Below are 24407 nucleotides of genomic sequence, written 5' to 3' on the forward strand. Positions count from 1 at the left end.
CATACAAGCCGCAAAAAGACGCAGTCTGCAATTGGACGATATCATTGATGGTTCTCACTCTACGACACGTTTAACGCCAACCTCGCCATTCACACAAAGGGAGACGTGATCGGCTATGAGAACCGGACATCGGCTACGATGCCCACAGTCATGCTGCTCGTCGCAAATGTTCTGAGTTTCGGACGTCTCATATGTCCCCGCTTTTGCGACAGCGGCATGTCCGAACGTGGTGGAAACCGGTCGTTCCGCTGTCGGGTTTGCAGATCAAACTAGCGGTCGCCCGGCTGGTCCTTTTGATAAGGCCAGCCCTCCCCCAGTCCGTGCGTCTACAAGCGGGAGGACGTTGCCCGATCCGGCAATGAGAGCATCACCTATGCGCTAATCGGGATCGCCGCTACACCTGCACCGGCGAGCAGCGGAATTTGAGGAGCGCTTGATGCGTCAGTGGGCTTTGTCGGCGGCGATCGGAGTTGCCATCTGGAGTCCTGCCTCAGGCTCCGCGAGCCCGGTGCAAGGTGTGGTTTCAGGCATCTATGTTCTGGACGATTCACGGGGTGACAACGCCTTTAAAGCGATTGACAGCGCGGTCGCTGAACTTTCCAACGCCAAGCGCCCTCTCGCTCGCACACGGCTCCGCAAATCCGTTGCGGTAAATAGGATAAGGATTTCCATCACAGAAGGTCGAGTCGGAATCGCGTATGATGCCCATACACCTATCGTCGTTTGGATAGGCGAAGAGCCGATCAAGTGGAAGCTCATCGAAGAGCTTGTTTTTGATGTCTCGGCAAAAGTTGATGGCGGTGCCATCTCTCTAACGTTCCGTGGCGACGACAGCGAGCGGACCACATTGTACCGTAGTGTCGGCCGAGATTTGGTGGCGGACACCACCATCATTATTCCACTGCTTGCTAAGCCGATAATCTATCAACAGGTCTATAATCGAACAAACTGAAAGGGACTTCGAGAGAACCTTTTCATGAGAAGCTCTTGAACGGCCTTCGTCCCGTGAATGCGAATGCCGGTCAAGACAATCTCTCCAGCGTCTGCTTTCCGGTGCGCTACGATCGAGAACGGACGGCAGCAACTGGGCGTTAGCGGCCATTAGACGAAAACGACCGGCGAATGTGCCGGATCAATGGAGAGCGGACGCTAGCACGCTAATCGACAGCGCAACAGGTTCGCGGCTGTCAAGGCGCCAAAAGTTACAAGGAGACTTCCGCTGATTACGTAGCGCGCTGAGCCACTGGGAAGCGGGTCAGCGCCGCTCACGACTCGCAGCATCATCAGGCATAGCAGTCCAATGACGAAGGTGAGAACGGGCCATAGCGCGACCTTAACGCAAAGCGATCCGCTATCGTCATTGACTGCCTCCTACACAGTTAACTTCGGTGTTCTTTATCACTCGGCACCGACGTCCGCTACTGGGGGTAGCGAACCTTCCCGTGCGGGCGGCACTGAATATCCGTTTGTGGTGGACAGCGGTATTCGCGTCAGCGGCTATCGCGATGTTCGTTTAGGCTCGATCGCAAAGCCTCAGAGATCAAAGAGGGCACCCGAGCAGCGGCTGAGATCAATACTACTGCTCCGAGTAAGATCATCACGCCCTGAGGCGCATTCAATCCCAAAATGCGAATGCTCAGAATCGTGGCCCACGCAGCGAAAAACGACCAATGGAGCCATGGCGCACGATCACGCGAAGGAGAACGCTGAAAGACTCTCATAGGCGAATGATGCATGAAGGCTGGAACGTCTGCAACTGGGCGACAGCGGACCGAACGCTTTCGAATGCCAGCATGGCGGTGTCGCAAATGTGCTGAGTTTCTGACGTCGCGTATGTCGCTGCTTTTGCGACAGCGGGACAGCAGCCTCTTGTATTTAGCAGCAGACCCTTCCACGATGTAACCGGTTACATAATGAGGCGACGCGAAGCACGATGAGCCAGCGCCACGAGACTTTTGACACGCTAAACGGGCTGCGCGGTGTCGCCGCGATCGCGGTCACGACGATGCACCTGTCCAACTATTTCGGCGTCCTGCGGCCAGCGATCGTGTCGATCGCGGTGGACTTCTTCTTCGTGCTGAGCGGGTTCGTTATCGCGTTTGCCTATGAGCGGCAGATGCTTGAGGGTCTTACGGCCAAGCGCTTCATACTTGCCCGTGTGATCCGGCTCTACCCGCTCTACCTTCTGGGCCTCATCCTCGGCGCTCTAGCCATGTGGACCTATCAACGACCACCGACCGAGGCGAACTTCTTCGCGACGCTCGGCTTCAATCTGGCCATGCTGCCGTTCGTTGCGTTCGATCCCACCAACGTCGACCTTTTTCCGCTGAACTTTCCGGCTTGGTCACTCTTCTTCGAGCTCGTCGCCAACCTCGGTTACGCGCTGCTGATGCCCAGATTGACGAACATACGTTTGGGCATGCTCGTCGCTCTTGGCCTGTTGGGGTTGATCTTGTCTGGCCTGATCGCTGGAACACTCGACCTTGGCACCCTGCGGCCGGGTTTTCTCGGCGGTCTATCACGCGTGACCTTTTCGTTCTTCGCAGGCGTAGGCCTGTACCGGCTATGGCTGGTGCGGCCGACAAGGTGGTCGTTGCACCCAGCCATATTGTTCGCGCTGCTCGTGCTGCCGCTGCTGTTCAACCCGCAAGGGGAGGGTGGCTGGCTCTACCAACTTGCGGCTGTGTGCATCTACATGCCTTGCATGGTCTGGCTGGGCGCCGGATCCAAGGTGACTGGCAAGTGGCGATCGGCTTGCGTGGCTTTGGGTGCGCTCTCGTACCCGCTGTATGTCATCCATGCGCCAGTCTGGACGGCGGTACGTGCCTTCAACGGATGGCAAGGCAACAACGTCCTCCATGATTACGCTCCCTGGAGCGGCTTGAGCCTCACCGTCCTCCTTTGTGTCGTCAGCTGGTGGCTGGACCGAGCTGTCGACTATCCGGTGCGCCGCTGGCTGTCCGGCAAACTGCTCGGTCGTACGACCCAAGCAGCCAATCCTGAGGTAAATGACACCGCTCGCGCTTAAGATGCTGACGTGACGAACGGATGTCTAATCATGGGACGGTCAGCGGGACCGCGATAACAATGCAGGAGAGAGTTTATGAATCGTCGGGAAATTCTGCAAACCGGACTGGCTTTTGGCACTGGGGCTGCGCTTGCACCACATCGAGCATTTGCCGATCCCATCAATCTCTCGTTCCCCAAGGATTTCCGCTGGGGCTGCGCTACCGCCGCCTACCAGATCGAGGGGGCCGTTAAAGAAGACGGCCGGGGCCAGACTAATTGGGATGTCTTTTCGCACACACCAGGAAGAGTGGCTAACAACGACACAGGCGACGTGGCATGCGACAGCTACCACCGTTATGCCGAAGACACCGAGCTGCTAAAGGCGCTCGGCGTCAACAGCTATAGAATGTCGATTGCCTGGTCTCGGATTTTTACAACCGGTCGCGGCAAGCCCAACCAGATGGGTATCGACTATTACAACAAGGTGGTCGACGGCCTGCTTTCGGCGGGCATCCGTCCCTATGTAACGATGTTCCATTGGGACCTGCCAGCAGCGCTGCCTGGAGGCTGGCAGAACCGCGATACGGCTTTCGCTTTTGCCGACTACGCTGGCTTCATGGCCGGCAAGCTATCGGATCGCGTTCACGACTTCATGACCATCAACGAGCTTCGCTGCTTTACCGATATTGGCCATCTGGAGGGGCGCCACGCGCCAGGCCTGAAACTCGCTCCAGCGGAGGTGAATCAGGTTCGCCATCACGGTGTCCTCGCCCACGGTCTGGGCGTCCAGGCTATCAGGGCCCACGCGAAAGCCGGCACCGCTATCGGTATCGCCGACAACGCTACTTTTTACGTGCCGGTTATCGAGACGCCCGAGCACATCGCGGCAGCCAAAAAAGCGACGCGTGAACAAAATGCGATGTTCCTGACTGCCGTAATGGAGGGGCGGTACATCGATGAATATCTGAACCAGGAGGGCGCTAATGCGCCCAAGGTCCAGGCCGGCGACATGGCAGCGATCGGAAGCCCGCTCGATTTCGTCGCGCTGAACATCTACGCACCGGAATGGGTGCGCGCTGACGACAGTCCCAAAGGCTACGCGACAATCCCGCACATCGCTTCAACACCGCGTATGGCGTCCCCCTGGCTCGTAGTCGGTCCTGAGGTCGCCTACTGGGGTGTGCGCATGGTCAGTGAGCTGTGGAAGCCGAAAGCCCTCTACATCTCGGAGAACGGCGCTTCAGCAGACGATCCTATCGTCAACGGGCGGATCGATGATGCCGATCGCGTCATGTACCTACGCAACTATGTCGGTCAATTCCATCGGGCGATGGCAGAGGGATACCCCCTTAAAGGCTACTTCTTGTGGAGCCTGATGGATAACTTCGAATGGGCCGATGGGTACAGCAAACGTTTTGGCATTCACTATGTAGACTTCGCCACACAGAAACGCATCCCGAAGCTTAGCGCAGCATGGTACAAAGAGGTTATCCGCCGGAACCAACTTGTTTAGGGAATGTCACATTCAGTCCGTCTTGTCCTGCCTTTCGGACAGCTGACACGCATCGTTCACCGCACACCGGATCTCGTCAAGACAGCACGACGATAGCCTGTGTCGTTGAGCTGTCTTGGTCGCCAGTCCAATTATATGGTCGCGATGCGTCACCCGCACTCTTCAGCTAGAATTGGCAAGTGTCCGTGCAGCATAACTCCTAGACTTTTGACCTCACAAGTAATATGGCATCGGCGAGACCTCTAGGTTCGGGAAAGGAGGGGAGAAAATCTCATGCCAAGGCCGCGAGGCTCCTCGCACGCGCTAAATCCTTCGGTCGGCCGAAAGTGCTGAGAATTTCCTGTAGCTCCGCCCTCTCAGGTACAAAGACAGCCACACCACCAACATTGATACATTGCCGAGTCGCTGGCTGTACTGGCAGCCAACACTCGCCAGACCAGCGGTGGAAGTCTGCCATGAACTCCACGGGCAATGGTGTCCGTCCGATCCAAATACCCAAGATGCTCGACCGAAATGCCGCGTGCGGCGATCCCGGCTGAAGCTGGATGCCGGTCATAGGCAGGATGCGGTGTGCATCGGCAGCGCTCAACAACACATCCACGTCGGCTACATGGCCTGGGTCAACCCCGTGCAGGGCGACAGCTGCGCTCGCGATGATCCACCAAGGATCGAGTGCGTCGACCATGACGTCTCCGATCGCGGTCAAGGACGATAAAAGGGGCGCGCCGACGATCATCCGCTTTCAATAGCGCTCGGGTGTTCGCTTGGTATCTAGTTTCCAAAAACAGGTGTGTTGCAAAACTGCTGAGTTTCGAACGTCTCGAATGTCCCCGCTTTTGCGACACCGGGATGTCCGAACCTGGTGGAAAGCGGAAACATCGGAAATTCGGTTCGGAAGTAGCGAGCGATCCAGTTTGTCTCCTATGCGGAGAGCGCGACATCATGTGCAGATAGCCATGTTTCCGCTGCCGCCAGTGAGCAGAATAGGGCCGTTTCCCTCTTTAAAATAAGCGGGCGAACATAGCCTTTAAGAAGATTGTTTTTGACAACGAGCGCTGTTCGATCACCGCTCCTGTACAGTCGTGTTGAAACATCAATGATCCTGGCCTCGATGACTGGCCACTGTATCTCGGCATTGGTGACATCGCTAAGGAGACGGATAGGTCTGCCGCTTTCTCGCAATGCAGCTATTCGAACGGAAAGCTTTTTAAAATGAGTATCAACATCATCTAAGGACCAACGCCCAGAGCCGACCGTCCGGATTATTCCTTCGCCATCGTCCGGTTTGATCGTAATCATGCGCTTGGCTGGTCCTTACCTCACAGTAGCTGTCATTTCGACCGAGCCGATTAACAGATGGTAAAAAAACCACTTCGGGTTGCGAGACTGCAACCCTGAAGCGCGAATCCAATATCGGCGGGACCTGCGCCGGGAACCTGCAATTTGGCGTTATCGGACATTCCGCAATCTGTGCATTTTGTGCTTGATAACGGTTACGATACGGACCGTCAGCGAAGCTACGACACCTAGTAGCTAAATTATTCAGGCTTCGCTCCTATATTTCGGTTTGGCTGACAGCGGTTCTTTTGAAGGTGCCGACATGCACGAATGTCCGGTTGTGGTGGAAAGCAGCCTGTCCGCTTTCGGGCGTCGATCGCGAAAAGTCGCCATTTGTACAGTTCGCGAGGCAGGGGGTTAATCGGCCGGTTTTGGTGGGAAAACGGAACGGCTGCTTTAGGATCACGACAGGCATTTAGCCGACGATCATCCATGTGGAGCTGACAGCGGCGTAGCGCCATCAAGCGCCTTTTAGAGGCTAAGAACCGGCGCCCAGAAGCAGCAGCGGATTAGTTATCGAGCGGCGAAAAGGTGCGTGTCACCGCGCTTGCCCAGTCCCACTGGCACTTCTCGTTAACAGCGTATCTCGAAGCCAGTCGCCGACAACTGCCACAAGGCGCGGCGATCCGTTGTACGGGCCGGACTTCGCCACCTCATCCGGCGCGCCTGTGACCGCGCCTTCCTGGAACGAGTGGCCAAGGCCGTCCAGCACCACAACCCGAGCGCGGCGGTTGCTCGCTAAAGCGGTGCGTGCCGCAGGTGCGTCGTCCACCACCACCGTATCCTTGCTCCCGAAGATCGCCAGAACGGGTATGTGCAGGGCCCGAAGATCGGAGGCCGAACGAAGCCTGCTTGCGCTCCAGGCTTCCGGAACGTCGATCATCGCGAGCGCTTGTTCCCCCTGCGGGCGCGGGAAGCCCGCTGCCTCGAACCGGTCGACCGCGTTCGCACGAAGACGTGAGATTGTGACGGCATCTCGGTTGTCCACGCGAGCCTGAAGCATAGTCATGGCCGCATCCGCTGCCGGGCCGATGAGGGCATCTTGGCCGCCCGCGACCATCTTCATCATCTGCCGGTAAATTCCTTTCCTAACGTAGGGCAGCCCGTCGCCAACCGAGCCCGCCAGCGTCACCACGGCCGCGATGTGGGGATCGGCAGCTGCCGCCGCGGGCGCGATTACGCCGCCCTGACTGTGACCGACCAGCGCAATGCGGCTGCCGATGATATCCGAACGATGGCGCATCGCTACGACGACGGCGGCGGTGTCCGCGGTCAGTTGCTCGACATCCTCCTTGTAGGTGCCCGTCGACCGTCCGACCCCGCGCTTGTCATATTCCAGGGACGCGATGCCATCGGCGGCCAGTCGTTTGATGATCTCAGAGAAGCCACCGCGCTGATTGGGACCATACCCCTGAATCATCACGGCCAACGGATAAGGACCCTTGCTGCGCCCTGCCGGCAGGTGCAGCGTACCCGCCAGAACGACACCTGTTTCGGATGGGATGCGGACTTCTATCGCGCGAGCTGCGGGACTGACCGTGCGCGCCTGTTGCGCCTGTACGCTGCCGGCATTGCCTGTCGCGAGAAGCGGGAGCAGGGCCGTTAACAGCCTCAGCGCGCCGCAGCATAAAACATTGGCTATGGCTTTCATAGGTATTCCACTCCCTAAACCCGGGCGGCACGGTTAGTTTGCCGTGTCGAAACGAAATTCTTCAAGCTAATGAGCAGCTTCTCGGGCTATCTGCGACGGCGTGGCGTCCACCTTTCGAAGACATAGGGCGTCGAACCCTCATATAGCGTGAGCCTGGTCGGCGCAGGTAGCCTGTCTAGCCGCAGTTTGCGCACGGAGCGGGTTCCATCCACATCGAGCCCCTGGTCGGCTACAATACCGACGTCGAAGCGGGGCAGGATGTATGGCGCATCGGCATCTCTGGCGACGGTGTAGGAAATAGTCTGCTGGTCGTTGAGCAGCATCTCGCCGTCGGCGAGCTTTACCGTGCCGCAGCAGTCGTTGGCGAATAGGCCGGCCTCGCCAGCGTCAACGACGGGCTTACGCAAGATTAAGAGAGAACCGACGAGCAAGACAGTGCCTGCCGCAGCGATGACTATGCTGACGACGCGCCGCATGTTCGCTCCCCTTCTGCCAAGTCGGACGATGCGTCCCTCAAATCCCACAATGCGGGCTGGCGGTTCGTGCATCTTGAGCGTTGAACCTCGCCACCATCGCTGTGGGCGAATATCAACATATGTAGATCTAAGAGTCAAGTAGATCCGCAGGGCGCCAGCCGGCCGGCTGGATCATCGAAGGCCACTTAGGACCTACTGGGTAAGCAGTTCGGGCGGGGCGAGTGGGAAGACGCGTCCATGCCACCGGAACACCGTGCCGATCGCCGCAAGCTCTATTGCCAGTTCCACAATTGGCACGGACAGCGGCGACATATCGAGCATCAAAATGCCCGTGAACAGGGACAGCGTGATCATCGCCGCCCCGATCAGCGTGCCGCACTTCACGACGCGAATCCAGTCCCGCTCCACAAGCAACCACGCCAGGCAAAGGTGCGTCACGCCAAGCAGAAGCCACATGATCAGCAGTATCGGGGTGGCGCTGGCCTGGGACCAGATCAGGTAGGAGTTCAATCGAGCGCCGGCGCCTGGCATGCCGAACGGCGCACCGTCTGACGGGGACAGGAAGGCTCCCGCCTGCTGGAAGTGCAGGGCTGCCATTGGGATGAGTAACCCCACGGCGAGCGCGTAGTTCGCAAGGGTGAGGCGTCCTTCGCTGTGTTTCCCGATCTCGCGCCACGCTGCGATCAGGCAGCCGAGGGCGAACATCAATGGCTTTCCGTCAACGACCGCCTCTTCGAACTCTCCCTCCATCGCTATTCCCCACGCCCGGCGATCCGAGCCAAGAGACCGACTGGCCAGGGACATCAAAGCTCGCGACAGCGCTACTCTCATGCGAAAGAAGCCTTGGTAGAGAAGGCGCGACTCGCAGGGGCCGCCATTCGCGCCAATTCCACTCCAGCATTCGTCAAACGGTACGCATGGCGCGCAGGGCGGCCAGGGTGTTCCGGCTCTCGCCACTCGGCCTCGACGAGCCCTTGGTCGGTCATGCGGATCAGTAGCGGGTACAGCGTTCCCGACAGGAGCCCGGTTTCCTTCATCAGATCGTAGCCGTGGCGCCACTGCTGAGTGCGCACAGCCAGTGCCTCCAACAAGAGGAGCATCTGCTTCGATGGTCGACGGTTACGGCCCATGCCCCTACTCAACCTAGGTAGAGTTTTCTGTCAACTACCAAGCAAGCGCCATCGACCGGCTAGCCGCCTTTTCAGCGTTGGCGCCTGCCACTGGTGGTTGGCAAATGGGGAAGGGGTTTGTGGACGGATGTCGCACTGCGCTGAGCCCCGAGAACGCGGTGAACCAGGTATTCAGCCTGGCGCTCTCTCGCATAGCGAAGCAGGCTGAGCATCGGCGGAGATGGATGTCGGAGCCGCATCATCAGCGCGGACACGCAGGTGTGGAGTTGCGATGCAAGGACAGCGCTCACCCTCACCATTACGGCTTGACTATAAATCTACATAGGTCGAGATTGGCCGTGGCACGCGCCTGGTGTGCCGGGACATTGTCATGAGCAGGCCTTGGCACCTTGCAGCGATCACCGCGCTTAGCTGCGCAGTGTTCGTCGGCACCTTCCTTGCCGGACGCGATGGCCGGCATCTCGAGCCACCTCCCAGGCTGACGTTCGGCGGCCTGCCGATCAGCGGCAGTTTGGCAGATGCCCGTGATATGGGATTCAACAACTGCTTTCAGATGAACGCCAGCGAGATGCGGTGTCGCCGAGGCAACGTGACTTTCCTGGGACAGGGTCCATACGAAGCTGCGGTCGATCTTGCCGGTGGCGATGGACGCGGCGGCTATAGCCAAGTGGTGCTGTGGCACGATAGGGATCAGTATGCCGTGTATGCGATCGGCAATGAGTTAGAAAAGTTTGGCTGGCATTACTGTTCGACCTACGCCAAGGATCGAGCTGACCAGGGCATCTATACGCACCAGGGTGCCCGCTTCAGAGTCTCGATCGATCTTACTTACTACAACAAGCGCCGCGTACGGCTGCAACCTATTCGGAAATCAGGGAGCGGCGCTGCTAATTGCGCCGGGTCGGCCACTACGAGCGATTGGAATCTCGTTCAGAACTAACGCGAGAAGAGCTGGCCGGCCGAAGCGACAGAGCGCGGACCGGTCCATCACGCTTAGACCTGTCGTGGAAGTCACGACTAATCAATGATCAGACTCCAGCGCGCTAGAAACGCCTCGTGCGATGCTGTGACGTCGAGCAATCGGGCTGGCTAATCGAGATCGGCCGCGCAACCGAGATGAACGAGTGACCGGTTCTGGGAGCGGCCCGTGAGCCCTCAATGGCGGATACTGGGCGTTAGCGGACGTTCCAATCGACATATGGACGCCGTCAAACCCTGCCAGTCAACGAGCACGGCCGCGCATTGACAACGGGCAGGGCGCGTCAGCATGCAGAGGCGCAGCTTCAGCGGGAGAATGGCAATTGCATGCCGGCGGTCGGGTCTTTGCCATGTGACGATGTTGCTGGCGCGAAGCCGTCGTCATGGCAGCCAGCGCTTACGTGAGCAAATTGGCGCCTGCTAGCGCCCGAGTTGCGCACCGCGCGCGCCTTGCTAGAGTGAGCCGAGCTCTGGGGACTCTGTATGCTTATTCGATCCGCACTTATCGTCGCCTTGCTGGCGACGAGTACTACAACGTTCGCGGCGCTCGATGACACCGCCATCCGCTTTGGCGCGCGCGACAGCGTTTTAGACGTTAGCATCTCGCCTGACGGAAAGTCACTCGTCATCCTGCAACCTAACGGTCCGCGTGGCGCGCTTGCGAGCGTCGTCAAGCTCGACGGCGCGCCCGAGATGAAGGGCATCATCTCTTCCACCGGTAACCCCGAGCGGCTCACCTCGTGCCGGTGGTCCACCAACGACCGGATCATCTGCGGCCTCTATATCATTGACATGGTGTACGGTAAGAAGCGTGCGGGCACCCGCATGGTTGCACTGAATGCGGACGGCACCGGCATGAAAGAGCTGAGCGCGCGCGCCGCTGACAAAGACTTGGGCGTCACGCTCGGCGGGGGCGAGGTGATCGACTGGCTGGGCGACAATGAGGACGGCTCCGTCCTGATGACGCGCTGGTTCATCCCTCAATTCTCGACTGGCAGCATCACCGCAAATAGCCGCAAGGTTTTGGCGTCGAGCGGGTCAATACGCGCACGTTGAACCGCAAGACTGTGGAGCAGCCCAATGCCGCGGCTTCGGGATATATCACCGACGGACGCGGCACGATCCGGATTATGCAAGTCTCGCCGCGCAACCGGCTCGACCAAAGCAAGGACACTGCGGAATATCGCTATCGCAAGCAGGGTAGCCGTGAGTGGCTGCCACTCGCCACAGTCGCCTATTCAAACTACCAAGCGAAGGGCTTCGAACCGTTTGCAGTCGACCCGACTCTCAACGTTGCCTATGGGCTAGAGAATGCGACGGGTCGCACGGCGCTGTACAAGATCGCGCTCGACGGCAGCCTGAAGAAGGAGGTGGTCTTCGCGCGGCCCGACGCCGATGTCGATCAGCCCCTCACGATTGGCCGCCAGAAACGCGTCGTTGGCGCGAGCTGGGTGACCGACAAGCGTCAGGCCGCAATGTTCGATCCCGCGCTCAAGGCGTTCACCGCAGCTCTCGCCCGTGCGCTTCCGACGATGCCCAACATCAACATTGTTGATGCCAGCGAGGACGAGAAGAAGCTGGTTATCTATGCCAGCGGCGACACCAATCCCGGTCGCTTCTATCTGTACGACAAGGCTACCAAGCATCTTGGCGAGATACTGCCCGTCCGCCCCTTGCTTGCCGGGATTAAACTGGCGGCGATGACGCCGATCATCTTTCCCGCCTCCGATGGCACCATGGTGCCCGCCTATTTGACGCTGCCGCCGGGTAGCGACGGAAAGAGTCTGCCAGCGATCGTGCTGCCACACGGCGGCCCGACCTATCGCGACGAGTGGAACTTCGACTGGTTGCCGCAATACTTTGCCAATCGCGGCTATGCGGTAATTCAGCCAAATTACCGCGGTTCGTCGGGTTACGGCGGCCAGTGGTTCCAGCAGAATGGTATCCGGTCGTGGCGAACCGCAATCGGTGACATCGATGATGCAGGTCGATGGCTGGTGAAACAGGGGATCGCGGATCCCAAGCATCTGGCGATCGTCGGCTGGTCTTATGGCGGGTACGCCGCGCTGCAATCGCAGGTGGTCGATCCCACGCTGTTCAAGGCCGTGGTCGCGATCGCACCGGTGGCCGACTTTGGCGTGATCCGTCGCGAACAGGAGCTGGCAGGCGGGGTGTCGCCAGCTTCGCTGAACGCGATCTTCGGCGATCTAAAAACTGCGCAAGAAGGCTCGCCTGCTCGCCATGTCGATCACTTCCAGGCACCGGTGCTCCTGTTCCACGGCGACATCGACCAGAATGTCTCGATCGCACAATCGCGGCTTATGGAAGACCGGCTCAACGATGCACACAAGCCTGTGCAGTTCATCGAGTACAAGGGCTTAGATCACCAGCTGGACGACGGTGCCGTCCGCGCCGATCTGCTGGCTAAAACCGAGGCATTCCTGCGCAAATCGATGGGGATGTAGGCGAGCGAAAGATCGCGCCCGACCGGTAAGGCATCCGCTAAATCCCAACCGCCATCGTACCAGCGTACCGCGGTGCGGAATGTCCGCAATTGGGCGTTAGCGGTCATTCGGCGCGATCGACCCGCGAACGTCCGGCATTGCCAGTTACCGGACCCTCCTAGCGGGGGTTACGAGGCGCGCGATCCTCGGTTCGGCAGCGTTGTACAAGCAGGTGAGTTCCGTCCGCGCTTATTCAGGAACGGCCGCCTTGGCGGCCTTTGCGGCGCACGCGCGATGCCGTTGCCTGTTCCATTGTCGCTGGCCACACGCCAAGAGGGTGAAAGCTCCTACCGTGGCCCGCGGACCCGTAAAGGTCTTGTATGCCTCTACCGGCTACGCAGGGGTCATGCCGGATCTGGCATCACCGAGGCTATCGAAGGTACAGGTCGGTCTTCTCTGCTGCACATCGGTGGCTAACACGGTTTGCAGCTCGAACTTAGCCACAGAAAGACTGCGTCAGCGTGGACGCGCGATAGACGCGTTCGATCAAGACGCATTCCTCCGCCATTTTCTTCGAGCGGACGCAGTGTATCTGCAGCGAAGCCGCGGACATCCACGTCGATTTTTGTAGGGCCCGTCTATAGACGCACTACCGCACGGCGTTCGAGCCAAGTAGTTTACTGTCAGGCCTTGTCGGTCAATTGTTGATTTACGTCCGACGGTACCCAGCAGCAGCCGCAACGATCAGTGCATGACTAGCCAACCGCGCCACGAGCCTGCGATCACGGCGCGCCACGACGGTGCCACGTTGAGCAAGCGCTGTCTGAGCACCTCGTCGCACGGCACCAAAATCGCGCCCGGCAGGATCTCGGCAAAGCCGACACAGGCGCTTACTGCTTCGGCTGCGGCGTGAGCGGTGATGCTCTGGCGCGCAGCGATGCTCGTCAGCATGTTCCTGTCGCGCTAGTGGAGGATGGCGGCCAATGACGCACGCATCAGCGAGCCGTTTTCCCCCCTCGATTTCATACCACGAGATCATGGCCGTTGATCTCGCCTGACCGACGAACCGGCCAGCCTTGGTGCGGAATCGAGCCCCTTCTTTCGGGAGTGACGACAATGGACGTTTCACGTCGAGAGGCTCTAAGCCTCTCTGGGACGGTCTTAGCGGGAGCCTCGCTGGCGACCGGCGCGCAGGCACTCGGCCGGCCCGCGGCGGCCGGCAAGTGGTGGATGGATGAGCCGATCCGCATGGCGCTCGTCCTGTTCGACCAGACGCGGCCACCTTTGGACACCGACGCCTACATCGATTGGCTGTCGGACCTCGGTGCGAACGCGGTCTACGTGCCGACCGGGGGCATCGCGGCGTTCTATCCGACCAAGGTGCCGTTCCACTTCAAAGCGACCGGCCTGCCCGCCGGGCGCGATCTTGTCGGCGAGATCGTCCGCAAGGCGCATGCGAGAGGCATCCGCGTCATCTCACGATTCGAGTGGTCCTTCCATCAGGACCCTCGCGTGATGACCGCGCATCCCGATTGGCTACAGCGCACGGCCAAGGGCGAGATGCCTCCTGTGAACGGCGCCTATCTGACATGCGTCAACGGCGGCTACGTGCGCGAGCAGGCGCTCAAAATCATGGGCGAGGTGATCGCGCGCTATCCGATCGACGGCGCGTTCTTCAACGGGGTGTTCCAGCGCCAGAACAACGGTCCGTGCCACTGCGACAACTGCCAGCGGCTATTCCGGGCGAAATACAACCGCGGCATCCCCGACGAGGCCGACGAGGAATATCTCGCCTTCATCAACGCCTCAATGGCGGAGGCGACCGACCATCTGACGCGCTTCCTCCGGGAAAAGCGGCCGGACGACGGCTTCAACCTTCTCTATGGCCGCGACGCAGACTCCCGGAACGACGAGACGCACAGCGCGCCTGTGGCGAGCGCCAACGCCTACTGGCTCTACCAGGCCAGCGAGACGGTCAACCGCCTGCGCGCGACCGAGCCCGACAAGATGTCGTTCAATAACGATGCAGTCTTTCTGGATGGATACTGGCGTTATGTTCACCGCGCCGCACCCGACGGAGAAATCCGGGCGTATCAGAACATGGCAAACGGCGCGGGCCCATTCCTGTTCGTAAATGGCCCCATTGAACAGTTTGACGGCAACGGCCTGAGGGGTGCGCGCCCGGCGTTCCAGTTCCATAAGGCGCACGAGGAACTCTACGTCCGGCAGGAGAACGCCGCGCGCGTCCTGTTGCTGGACGACGTCGGCGCAGGCAAGCATGCGTCGATCGGGCGCCGTGGCGAAGCGGCCGTCGCCGGCAACGGAGGCTTCGGCTACCGCGATACGCCCGGGGTCGGCCTCCCGGGCGACACCTCGAACTCCGCCATGCGCGGCTTCTTCCGGCTGCTGACCGAACTGCACATCCCCTTCGCGCTCTCGAGCAGGCTCGACTGGATCGACAGCGATCCCGGACGCTACGATCTGGTGGTCTGCCCCAAGGGAGTGCCCGCGCAGCTCGACAAGTATCTGCGCGCAGGCGGCCGGGTCCTTGCCGCGAGCGCGGTCAAGCCCGAGCTGGAACTGCCGCCGGTCGTCAAGCTGTGGAAGCGGCAGGAGACGCTCTCCTCGTATTGGCGTGTGCGCGACCCGAAGCTGCTGCCGTCGGTGTCGGACGCCGAACTGCTGCTCAACTACAGCGACTTCCTGGAACTGGAGCCGCGCGGCCCGGCGGCGCTGACCTACGTGCCGTCCACGATCACGATCCCCATGGAGAAGGTCGGGGAAGGCATGGCGGATACCGCAAAACCGGGGCTGCACCTCGCCGACTACGGCAAGGGCCGTTTGGCCTACCTACCGTGGGACGTCGGAGACCTCTATTACCGCGTGTCGGCGGTGAACCATGCCGCTCTGATCGGCGATCTGGTGGACCACCTGCTGCCCAGAGGCCGCCAGATCCGGACGAACGCGCATCCGATGGTGCAGATAACCGTGCAGCAGCAGCGGCACGCCGCGCGCACCCTGGTCCATCTCGTCAATCTGTCCGGGTGCTCGCAGGTGGCCTATCACCCTGCGATTCCGATGTCGGGCATCCAGCTAAACGTCGCCGGCACGTTCCGAACTGCGCGGCTCGTGAGCCAAGGCCGCCCCCTGCAGGTCCGGCAGGCGGGCGGCTACGCAAGCGTCACGGTGCCCAGCCTCGATACCTACGACGTGGTGGCGTTCACATGAGCGGCATTGGCCTGCCGGGATCGTTAGGCTGGGCCGAAGTGATCCGTGAGGTTCACTCCTCGCACCGCCGGGCGGACCGTTTTGGTGGACGCGGCTCATGAGAACGATACCGCTTTCATTGCACGAGCCCGAACGGGACGGGGCGGCACGGCTGCTGCTGCGTAGCCTGTTCGACGCGGCCGTGGGGGCCGCAGACCCGGAGCTGGTCCTGAAGGATCACCTGCCGCCGCGGCCCCGCGGGCGGTGCATAGTCGTCGGTGCAGGGAAGGCCGCGGCCGCAATGGCGATCGCCGTCGATCGCGCCTGGGCAGACGTGGATCTCCATGGCACTGTGGTCGCACCTTACGGCTACGGCAAACCGGCCGGCCGCATCGCGGTGCGCGAGGCGGCGCACCCGGTTCCGGATGCCAGCAGCGAGGCCGCCGCGCGTGAGATGCTCGACCTCGTGACGGGCCTCGGCCCGGAGGATCTCGTGCTCTCGCTGATCTCCGGAGGCGGCTCGTCGGTCATGGCGCTGCCCGTTGCGGGGCTCACTCTCGCCGACAAGCAGGCCGTCAACCGCGCGTTGCTGAACTCCGGTCTCGACATCCGGTCGATGAACGCGGTCCGGTGCCGATTGTCAGCGGTCAAAGGCGGGAAGCTGGCTGCCGCGGCCTTCCCGGCCCAGATCGTCACGCTCGCGATCAGCGATATCCCCGGCGACGATCCCGCCGCGATCGCGTCCGGGCCGACGATCCCGGATCCCGAGGCGACAAGGGACCTTTCCGGGCCGGCCGGTCGCCTGCGCGGCGAAATCGGCGAGGCGGCATACTTCAAGCTGGTGACGGCGCCGCCGGTTGCCGACGTCGCACCGCCGCCGCTGGCTTTTGACGTCCGCCTGATCGCCACTCCGCAGGCGTCTCTCGAAGCCGCGGCGAAGGTCGCGCGCGAGGCGGGCTTCGACGTGGAGATCCTCGGTGACGCCCTGGAGGGCGAGAGCCGCGACGTTGCGAAGGCGATGGCCGACTTGACCCAAAACCCGAGGAGCCGCCCGTGCATCCTGCTGTCAGGTGGTGAAACCACCGTGACGCTGGCCGGGTGCAGCGCGGGTCGCGGCGGGCGCAACACCGAGTTCGCACTAGCGCTGGCGCGAGCATTGGCCGGGCGGCATGGCGTATGGGCCTTGGCCGCCGACACGGATGGTGAGGATGGTGCCAGCGGCGGCGGTGCGGGCGCCATCATTGCTCCCGACACGCTGGCACGCGCGGTCGCGACCGGACTGGACGCCAACGATATGCTCGACCGACATGACAGCGGCACCTTCTTCTCCAGACTTGACGATCTGCTGGTGACAGGGCCCACCTTCACCAACGTAAATGATTTTCGCGCCATCCTCATAGTGCCCGAGGACTGATCTACCTCAGCCGAACAGGTTCTGCACGCTATCGGCCCGAGGCACGGCGCGGCGGTGAAGCGTGACCGGGAAGGTAGAGGCTTCGCTCTGGCAGAGAAAAGTAGGTGCGGTCTAAGCAATCAATTCGGACCAAAAATTCAAGTCGGCTGCGCACGTGTTTGAAAGAACCAACATGCTGCTGGCAACCCAAAGCGGTTCGGTAGGATCGTCGTGGTGATATTCTCTAGGGACGAAGCGCAGCATAGTGTCGGGCTACGTTGCGTGGAAGCGCGCGGCCGCGATGGCTCCGGTCGACCGCTAGCCATGTTCGGGCTTTCCGGTTTCCGCTTGCTGCTCCCAGGTTCTTGGCCGCTGTTGACTCTTAAATCTACATATGTTTTTTAAAGTTTGTGTCGGGTTGCGAAGGCACGAGCATTTGGTCGGAAGCGACACGCTGGGAAAATGCGGCACGGCATACCGACCGTGCTGCAACGGTGAGGAAGTGGAGCAATGATGAAAGCCATGACCAACGTGTCTCGCGGCGTCGGGCTACGGCTGCTTACCGTCCTTTCCCCGCTTCTCGCGACGGGCATCGCGGGCCGCGTAGAGGCGCGGCCGTCGCCAAAGGTCAAAGCGGATCGCGGGCTTACCCAAGCCACGGTATCCGGCCACACAGTTGATAGCGCTGTGCCGCGTCGCGCGGCAGCGGCAGTGCGGCCGCGGGCAGAGGCCGGCAAAGCCTTGTCGAGCGACGCTGGCTTGACCGAGCTCGGGTCGATCGCCACCGATGTCCGCATCTCATCCGAACCGGGTGTTGTTCTGGCGGGAACGCTGTACCTGCCGGCAGGGCACAGCAAGGGTCCCTATCCCTTGGCCGTGATGATTCAGGGTCATGGGCCCAATAAGCGCGGTGGCTTTTCGGAGATCATCAAACGACTGGCAACCGATGGCATAGCGTCCCTCGAATATGACAAGCGCGGGGTCGGACAGTCGACGGGCACCTACGAGGAGGACGTCGAGCGACTGACCGCGGACGCCGCCGCCGCCGTCGCAACGATGCGCCATCGCTCGGACATCGTTGGCAGCCGCATTGCATTGGTCGGCCATAGCGGGGGCGGTGTAATCGCGCCGTCGGCTGCGGCTGCCGATCCCGAGATCGCGGCCGTGGTGACGCTGGCCGGCAATGTTGGCGACGGACTGCCGTACGTCCGAACGGGGCTGTACAGGCAAATGATGAAGATGATCGTCGGCGGCCAGGACGCCCTCATCGGCCCGGCGGCGGATGCGGCCATGGTTTTGCTCCAGGCTCGCATGGACAGCGGAGATGCGGCAACGATTACACGCCTTCGTACCGACGCTGTAGATCGGTTCGAGTCGGCGGGGTTCCCGCGTCTCCAGGCGGAACAAGCGCTCGCCATGATCGACGTTCCAGAGGCCTGGGGCGCGAAAAAGTTCCGTTCGGCCTCCGATCTCAAGGCCCTGCACATACCCGTACTGGCGATCTACGGGACCAAGGATACGGTGGTGGACGATGCGCCGGCGGCACGAGCCGCTTTGGCGAAGGATCGCCGTGCTCGAATTGTGATGCTGGACGGCCTTGGCCACTCGTTTCAAGAAGCCGCGGTCACAGGCACGTCGGACGAGGTGTCGAAGTTGGGCCCGTACCTCGGATCGCCTCGCCTTGTGACAGTTGTTGGCGACTGGCTTCGAGATGCGCTGTCGTCGAAAGGTGGCGAGCGGACGGGTACGAGCAGTAATGGCAATCCTGAAGCCCTTGGCAATCAACGCAAAAAACCGCTTGGGCGCCGGCTAAGTCAGCAACAGCACGCGCCATTACCTCAATCCGCATCGGATTGTCGGTCAGATAGCGCGTCGTCCGGGCGCGCTTCGTACTTGTGGAAGTGATGAGCTACGATCGTCAATCCCACTTCTTGACATATCGCAAGTTTAGCTTTCCTGTCTAAAGCACGACTTCGGCATGTATAGCTTTCAATTCGAGTGGCTGTGGTTTGAACGATTAATGTAAGATAATGAACGGCCGCTTCGACACTATTTGCGAAAATGTAGATTCGTCCTTGTGAATACATACGGCACCGAGCCTTCGTATAGCGTGAGCTTGGTCGGCGCAGGCAACTTGTCGAGCCGCAGCTTGCGCACCGAGCGGGTTCCATCCACGTCGAGCCCCTGATCCGCTACAATGCCGACGTCAAAGCGAGGCAGGATGTAGGGCCCATCTGCATCTCTAGCGACGCTGTAGGATACGGTCTGCTGGTCGTTGAGGAGCATCTCACCGTCGGCGAGCTTCACCGTGCCGCAGCAGTCGTTGGCGAATAGGCCGGCCTCGCCAGCGTCAGCGGCGGGCTGTCGCCAGAATATGGTAAGGGCCATGAGCAAGGCAATGCTCGCTGCAACGATGACTATGCTGACGACGCGCCGCATATTCGCTCCCCTTCTGCCAAGTGGGACGCTGCGTCCCTCGGATTCCACAATCTTGGCTGGCGGTCCGTGCACCTTGAGCTTCAAACCTCGCCATCATCGCTCTGACCATAAATCAACATATAGAGATCTAAGAGTCAAGTAAGCCCTCAGAACTACAGCCGGTCGGCAGGATCATCGACGGCCGACTAGGATCTACTGGGTAAGCAGTTCGCGCGAGGCGCTTGGAAGACGCGTCCATGCCAGCGGAACATCGTGCAGATCGCCGCAAATTCTATTGCCAGTTCAGCGATGGGCACGGACAGCGGCGACATATCGAGCATCAAAATGCCCGTGAAAAGGGACAGCGTGATCATCGCCGCCCCGATCAGCGTGCCGCACTTCACGACGCGTATCCAGTCCCGCTCCACAAGCAACCACGCGAGACAAAGGTGCGTCACGCCAAGCAGAAGCCACATGATCAGCATTATCGGGGTGGCGCTGGACTGGGACCAGATCAGGTAAGAATTCAGTCCGGCACCAGCGCCTCGCATGCCGAACGGCAGGCCGTCCGTCGAGGACAGGAAACCGACCGCCTGCTGGAACTGCAAAGCCGCCATCGGGATGATTAACCCCAGGGCGAGCGCGTAGTTGGCGATGAACAAGCGCCCTTCGCTGTGCTTCCCGATCTCGCGCCACGCTGCGATCAGGCAGCCGAAAGCGAAGGTCAATGGTTTGCCGTCGTCGACTGCTTCTTCGAACTCCACCTCCATGGCCAGTCCCCACGCCCGGCGATCCGAGCCAAGGGACCGACAGGCAATTGTGAGCAAAGCACGCGACACCGCAGCTCTCATGCGAAGGAAGCCTTGCTAGAGGAGATGGGACTGGCAGGGGTCGCCGCCCGCGCCAATGCCACTCCAGCACTCGTTAAACGGTACGCATGGCGCGCAGGGCGGCCAGGTTGTTCCGGCTCCCGCCACTCGGCCTCGACGAGCCCTTGGTCGGTCATGCGGATCAGCAGCGGGTACAGCGTTCCCGAGAGCAACCCGGTTTCCTTCATCAAGTCGTAGCCGTGGCGCCACTGCTGAGTGCGCGCAGACAGCGCCTCCAACAAGAGGAGCATCTGCTTGGATGGTCTACGATTACGGCCCATGCTCCTACTCAACCTAAGTAGAGTTACCTGTCAACGGTCGAGAGCCGACTCTACCTGCTACCCGCGTTCTCGATCCCGCTTTCCGTCCGGTGGCTGTCGGGGGGATGTGGTCCGTACGTTGCCCATTGCCCACCTACAGAGGCGCGGTAACGACGCGAACGACGTGGATCAGCCAACAATTGCTAGCGCTGTGTCGCGCAGTCGCCGACCGCCGCACCATGCACCCTAGCGAGTCAGTAAGCCTCGCTTCTGTCACCGATGTCGTTCGCGAAAGGATGCAGTTCAGAAGCGGCTGTCTGATGGCTGAAAGTGTCGTCTGACACCCTTCGCTGCTTTTGGGCGTGAGCTCTGCTCTGGCAGCAAGCGTAGACCGCGCCGGGAGGCTGAGGTGAATGACCGCAGATGGTGGACAGCTGCGACTGCTTCTGGTCGGTGTAGACACAGTCCGTCCGCCATACAAAACCGTGCGCCTGTCCAGCCCGAAGCTGTGCGTCCGCCGAGCTGGCATGCTATTGCGGTCTATATGTCGAAATCCCTAAGCAGCGGCGGCACCCTCGACGTCGATGACGCCTTGTACGAGTGGCGCCTCCAGCGTGAACCGCACCAGTCGGATGACGAGGGTTGGAAGGGCATGACCATTGCCCTTCTCCAGCGCGATGCCAAACGCGAAGCATGGGTGCAATTTCCGCCGCCCAAGCGGTTGTTGAAGGGTTTGCCGCGCGGTCGTCTTCAGCTCGATGACGCCACGATCTCGCGGTGCGTGCGCGCCGCCTTGTCGGCCGGGTGGGAGCCGATGTCCCGGGGTAAGCCGGTGGTGTTCACCGTCGATGCCGAGGGCAATTGAACGATCTCCGCATATGATTGCCGAAGCTCGCCTGGATTGACGCGATCATTCCGCGGCCGACGCCCGCGCCCGGCGGCACGGATACAGGAAGATCGTCAGGGTTTTACGTCGCAATGAACTATCGCCACTCCTTCCATGCCGGCAACAGTGCCGATGTCGTCAAGCACAGCCTGCTGATCGCCCTCGTGCGGGCCTTGCAGCAAAAACCGGGAGCGTTGACGCTCATCGACACCCACGCCGGTTGCGGGCTGTACGACCTTGGCGGCGGCGAGGCCCAGCGCACCGGCGAGTCCACCCAGGGCGTGCTGCGGGCATTTGCCGCTACCGACCCCTTGTTGGACGACTACCGCGCCGCCGTGCAGGCGGTTAATGTCGGGGCGGTGCCGCTTTTCTACCCAGGCTCGCCGCGGATTTTGGCGCAGCTCCTGCGCCCGCAGGACTTCCTGATCCTGAACGAAAAACATCCCGAGGATGCCCATACCCTGCGCCGGGTGATGCGCGACACGTCGGCTGCCGTGCATGAGCGCGACGCCTACGAGCTCTGGCTGGCGATGCTGCCGACCCGCACCGCGCGCGGCGTGGTGGTGGTCGATCCGCCCTACGAGCAAACCGATGAGCGTGCGCGAATCACCGCCACGCTCGCCGCCGCTTGCCGTAAATGGGCGCATGGCGTCACGGTGATCTGGTATCCGCTGAAAGACCGCGCCACGCACGCGCGCTGGAAGGAGCAGTTGGGCAAGCTCGGCATCCAGAAGCTGCTGACGGTCGAGCATTGGTTGTACGATAGCGATCAGCCCGGCATCTATAATGGCGCAGGCCTTTTCATCGTCAACCCGCCCTACGCCTTCACGCAGGCACTCCCGACCTTGATAGAAGCCCTGCGCGTCGTGTTGGCGCCGGAGGGGCATAGCGGTGATATCTCGGCCGGTTGGTTGTGCGATTGACGTAAGATTATTGCTCTATTCTCTGAACCGATGAATGACCGCGCCGCCGACTTCGAACGAAGCGCGTCGCAGGTTTCGATCGCTGCCGGAATTGCTGGCTACCATCGTTGCTAAGGGCATCAGTGTTCGGTGAGCTGAACAACCTCGAATTCGTAGCGCTTCCACCCGTGGCGCCTTGCCGCCTGTTCTACCAGCGCCGCCTTGCCGGCGGCCTCCTTCGCGGACGTGGCATGCCCCCAGAACACCTCGGTTTTGCCGATGTGCAAATGCGCGACGAGGCGCCAATAATGGGTGAACGGCGCAGCCGTAGGGCCGATTGTCTTACGGTAGCCGTCTGCCATCGTTGCAGTCAGGTAGCGCTTCTTCTTCGCCATCAATGCGCAATAGTGCACCGAGCGACGGTGCGGCAGAGGGATCCAGTCTCTATCGACTTGAAGACGATCAATCCGTCGGTCGCGATCGCATTGCCCGCAGTTGCCCCTTACAGTCCAGCCGAACCATCTCGTCGCTGGTCAATCCGTCTGCCAGATAGCTACGAGTGGCCGCGCAACCTTCCCGGCCACATGCAACCCCGCTAAGCTCGTGGAGCAGGCAGCGAGGGCAACTATGAGAACAACTTTTTTGAGTGTTGCGATGCTCGCTATTATGACGCCGGCCGTGGCCTTCGCTGGCACCCCGAGCGCTACCGCAACCGTGGTTCCGTCGGTGCAGATCGACAAAGCGCGTATCGACCGGGCACTCGCCGCCATGATATCGAGCGGGCGCGCCGTGGGCGTGTCCGCGCTCGTTTGGAAGGACGGGCGCGAGGTCTACTTCGGCACCGCGGGGCAGGCCGATCGCGAAGCCAAACGGCCGATGCGGCGCGAGGCGCTCGCGCAGATCTATTCCATGACCAAGCCGATCACCGGTGTCGCCTTGATGAAGCTGTGGGAGCAGGGAAGGTTCGCCCTCGACGATCCGCTCGCGCGATATCTGCCTGAATTTGCTCAGACCAGAGTGTTCGCAGGGCTCGACCCGGCGGGTAAGCCGATCCTGCGCCCGCCGGAGCGGCCGATCCTCATCCGGGACATCCTCCGGCACACCGCCGGTTTTGGCTATGGCGCCGGAGACGATTACCTCGGAACCGAATGGTTGCGGCTGGACCCACTGAACACGGATCATGATCTAGCCGAGTTCGGCCGCCGGCTCGCTAAAGTGCCCTTGCTTGCTGACCCTGGCCGGCGGTGGAGCTACAGCGCTGCCGTCGATGTGCAGGCGCTTCTCGTCGAAAAACTGACTGGGTTGCCCTTCGAGCGCTACGTGCGTCAGCAGATCTTCGAGCCGCTTGGCATGAAGGACAGCGGCTGGACGCAGCCGGAAGATCGCTACGCTAGGCTCGCCGCGATGTACGGGAAGGATGCTGGCGGTTTGCTTCAGCGAGCATCCGAGAAGGAACAACGCGGGCTGAACTTCACCCCCGATCGACAGCTCACGATGGGCGGTGCCGGGCTCGTCTCATCAGTCGATGACTATATGCGCTTCGCGCGCATGCTGCTGAACAATGGCAGCCTGGATGGCGTGCGCATACTCAAACCATCTACCGTAAAGCTGATGGCTACCGACCAACTCGACCCCTTGGTGACGGAGCGCTCATGGTTGTCCGGCAAGGGCACCGGGGGGTTCGGGATCGATTTCTTCGTCCGTACCGGCCAGCCGCGGGACAGAAGCGAGAACCGAGGAGCTCTCGGCGAGTTCTTCTGGGATGGAAGGGCTTCGACGCTTTTCTGGGTCGATCCTATCAATAAGATCACGGCGGTGTTCTTCGTCCAGGTGATCCCCTTCGATGGGACGCTCCACCGGGATTTGCGACGAGCGGTTTACGGCGATTCTTATCTGGGACCGAAGGGCGACTGAGTAGAGCATGCAGCAGTCC

At 61.0% G+C, this 24407-nt stretch carries 23 protein-coding genes; 12 read left to right on the forward strand and 11 right to left on the reverse strand.

Features of this window, described 5'->3' with window-relative positions; all coding sequences use genetic code 11:
* Positions 1-436 precede the first annotated feature (436 nt).
* The 3 genes from ACT009_RS14985 to ACT009_RS14995 all read left to right on the forward strand — a co-directional run bounded on the left by ACT009_RS14985 (position 437) and on the right by ACT009_RS14995 (position 4522).
* Positions 437-952 carry a hypothetical protein gene (locus ACT009_RS14985; protein ID WP_445191860.1) on the forward strand — a complete coding sequence of 172 codons (516 nt, stop codon included), beginning with the start codon at positions 437-439 and terminating at the stop codon, positions 950-952.
* Positions 953-1933: 981 nt separating this feature from the next.
* The gene (locus ACT009_RS14990; protein ID WP_445191861.1) at positions 1934-3028 is read left to right on the forward strand and encodes an acyltransferase family protein; all 1095 of its coding nucleotides are present in this window, start codon (positions 1934-1936) and stop codon (positions 3026-3028) included.
* A gap of 75 nt (positions 3029-3103) precedes the next feature.
* The gene (locus ACT009_RS14995) at positions 3104-4522 is read left to right on the forward strand and encodes a GH1 family beta-glucosidase (RefSeq protein WP_445191862.1); all 1419 of its coding nucleotides are present in this window, start codon (positions 3104-3106) and stop codon (positions 4520-4522) included.
* Positions 4523-4793: 271 nt separating this feature from the next.
* On the opposite strand, the gene ACT009_RS15000 is transcribed toward ACT009_RS14995, so the two are convergent.
* From ACT009_RS15000 to ACT009_RS15025, 6 genes are all read right to left on the reverse strand, one after another.
* Positions 4794-5258, reverse strand: coding sequence for a hypothetical protein (locus tag ACT009_RS15000; RefSeq protein WP_445191863.1), 465 nt, complete (start codon positions 5256-5258; stop codon positions 4794-4796).
* Between the two features lie 185 nt (positions 5259-5443).
* Complete coding sequence (locus ACT009_RS15005) at positions 5444-5821, reverse strand: hypothetical protein (protein WP_445191864.1); 378 nt, start codon at positions 5819-5821, stop codon at positions 5444-5446.
* A gap of 577 nt (positions 5822-6398) precedes the next feature.
* On the reverse strand, positions 6399-7511 hold the full coding sequence (locus tag ACT009_RS15010; protein WP_445191865.1) for an alpha/beta hydrolase family protein: 1113 nt from the start codon (positions 7509-7511) through the stop codon (positions 6399-6401).
* Positions 7512-7597: 86 nt separating this feature from the next.
* Positions 7598-7987, reverse strand: coding sequence for a hypothetical protein (locus ACT009_RS15015; RefSeq protein ID WP_445191866.1), 390 nt, complete (start codon positions 7985-7987; stop codon positions 7598-7600).
* Positions 7988-8179: 192 nt separating this feature from the next.
* Positions 8180-8737, reverse strand: a complete 558-nt coding sequence (locus ACT009_RS15020) for a hypothetical protein (RefSeq protein ID WP_445191867.1) — start codon at positions 8735-8737, stop codon at positions 8180-8182.
* A gap of 77 nt (positions 8738-8814) precedes the next feature.
* Positions 8815-9087 carry a PadR family transcriptional regulator gene (locus ACT009_RS15025; RefSeq protein WP_445191868.1) on the reverse strand — a complete coding sequence of 91 codons (273 nt, stop codon included), beginning with the start codon at positions 9085-9087 and terminating at the stop codon, positions 8815-8817.
* A gap of 400 nt (positions 9088-9487) precedes the next feature.
* Between ACT009_RS15025 and ACT009_RS15030 the strand changes: the two genes are divergently transcribed.
* The 3 genes from ACT009_RS15030 to ACT009_RS15040 all read left to right on the forward strand — a co-directional run bounded on the left by ACT009_RS15030 (position 9488) and on the right by ACT009_RS15040 (position 12560).
* On the forward strand, positions 9488-10057 hold the full coding sequence (locus ACT009_RS15030; protein ID WP_445191869.1) for a hypothetical protein: 570 nt from the start codon (positions 9488-9490) through the stop codon (positions 10055-10057).
* A 521-nt stretch (positions 10058-10578) separates the two neighbouring features.
* On the forward strand, positions 10579-11151 hold the full coding sequence (locus tag ACT009_RS15035; RefSeq protein ID WP_445191870.1) for a hypothetical protein: 573 nt from the start codon (positions 10579-10581) through the stop codon (positions 11149-11151).
* Positions 11148-12560 (forward strand): alpha/beta hydrolase family protein, encoded by a 1413-nt coding sequence (locus ACT009_RS15040; protein ID WP_445191871.1) that lies wholly within the window; start codon positions 11148-11150, stop codon positions 12558-12560. The genes ACT009_RS15035 and ACT009_RS15040 overlap by 4 nt, the downstream gene beginning before the upstream one ends.
* A gap of 723 nt (positions 12561-13283) precedes the next feature.
* Here ACT009_RS15040 and ACT009_RS15045 read toward each other — a convergent pair.
* Complete coding sequence (locus tag ACT009_RS15045) at positions 13284-13490, reverse strand: hypothetical protein (RefSeq protein WP_445191872.1); 207 nt, start codon at positions 13488-13490, stop codon at positions 13284-13286.
* Positions 13491-13655: 165 nt separating this feature from the next.
* Here ACT009_RS15045 and ACT009_RS15050 point away from each other — a divergent pair, with 165 nt between their 5' ends.
* The 3 genes from ACT009_RS15050 to ACT009_RS15060 all read left to right on the forward strand — a co-directional run bounded on the left by ACT009_RS15050 (position 13656) and on the right by ACT009_RS15060 (position 19044).
* Positions 13656-15767, forward strand: a complete 2112-nt coding sequence (locus tag ACT009_RS15050; RefSeq protein ID WP_445191873.1) for a family 10 glycosylhydrolase — start codon at positions 13656-13658, stop codon at positions 15765-15767.
* A gap of 118 nt (positions 15768-15885) precedes the next feature.
* A complete protein-coding gene (locus ACT009_RS15055) occupies positions 15886-17160 on the forward strand; it encodes a glycerate kinase type-2 family protein (protein WP_445191874.1) in 1275 nt (424 codons plus the stop codon).
* A gap of 489 nt (positions 17161-17649) precedes the next feature.
* The gene (locus ACT009_RS15060) at positions 17650-19044 is read left to right on the forward strand and encodes an alpha/beta hydrolase family protein (RefSeq protein WP_445191875.1); all 1395 of its coding nucleotides are present in this window, start codon (positions 17650-17652) and stop codon (positions 19042-19044) included.
* A 144-nt stretch (positions 19045-19188) separates the two neighbouring features.
* On the opposite strand, the gene ACT009_RS15065 is transcribed toward ACT009_RS15060, so the two are convergent.
* The 3 genes from ACT009_RS15065 to ACT009_RS15075 all read right to left on the reverse strand — a co-directional run bounded on the left by ACT009_RS15065 (position 19189) and on the right by ACT009_RS15075 (position 20677).
* Positions 19189-19578 carry a hypothetical protein gene (locus ACT009_RS15065; protein ID WP_445191876.1) on the reverse strand — a complete coding sequence of 130 codons (390 nt, stop codon included), beginning with the start codon at positions 19576-19578 and terminating at the stop codon, positions 19189-19191.
* A 185-nt stretch (positions 19579-19763) separates the two neighbouring features.
* Positions 19764-20327 (reverse strand): hypothetical protein, encoded by a 564-nt coding sequence (locus ACT009_RS15070; RefSeq protein WP_445191877.1) that lies wholly within the window; start codon positions 20325-20327, stop codon positions 19764-19766.
* Between the two features lie 77 nt (positions 20328-20404).
* Entirely contained in the window at positions 20405-20677 is a 273-nt protein-coding gene (locus tag ACT009_RS15075) for a PadR family transcriptional regulator (RefSeq protein WP_445191878.1), read from the reverse strand.
* Between the two features lie 553 nt (positions 20678-21230).
* Here ACT009_RS15075 and ACT009_RS15080 point away from each other — a divergent pair.
* Together ACT009_RS15080 and ACT009_RS15085 are read left to right on the forward strand one after the other, a co-directional pair.
* The gene (locus ACT009_RS15080; RefSeq protein ID WP_445194115.1) at positions 21231-21551 is read left to right on the forward strand and encodes a hypothetical protein; all 321 of its coding nucleotides are present in this window, start codon (positions 21231-21233) and stop codon (positions 21549-21551) included.
* A gap of 113 nt (positions 21552-21664) precedes the next feature.
* Complete coding sequence (locus tag ACT009_RS15085) at positions 21665-22495, forward strand: 23S rRNA (adenine(2030)-N(6))-methyltransferase RlmJ (protein WP_445194116.1); 831 nt, start codon at positions 21665-21667, stop codon at positions 22493-22495.
* Between the two features lie 119 nt (positions 22496-22614).
* On the opposite strand, the gene ACT009_RS15090 is transcribed toward ACT009_RS15085, so the two are convergent.
* The gene (locus tag ACT009_RS15090) at positions 22615-22869 is read right to left on the reverse strand and encodes a hypothetical protein (RefSeq protein WP_445191879.1); all 255 of its coding nucleotides are present in this window, start codon (positions 22867-22869) and stop codon (positions 22615-22617) included.
* 271 nt (positions 22870-23140) lie between these two features.
* On the opposite strand from ACT009_RS15090, the gene ACT009_RS15095 reads away from it, so the two are divergent.
* On the forward strand, positions 23141-24388 hold the full coding sequence (locus ACT009_RS15095) for a serine hydrolase domain-containing protein (protein WP_445191880.1): 1248 nt from the start codon (positions 23141-23143) through the stop codon (positions 24386-24388).
* Positions 24389-24407 lie beyond the last annotated feature (19 nt).

Source organism: Sphingomonas sp. Tas61C01 (genome assembly GCF_052567495.1).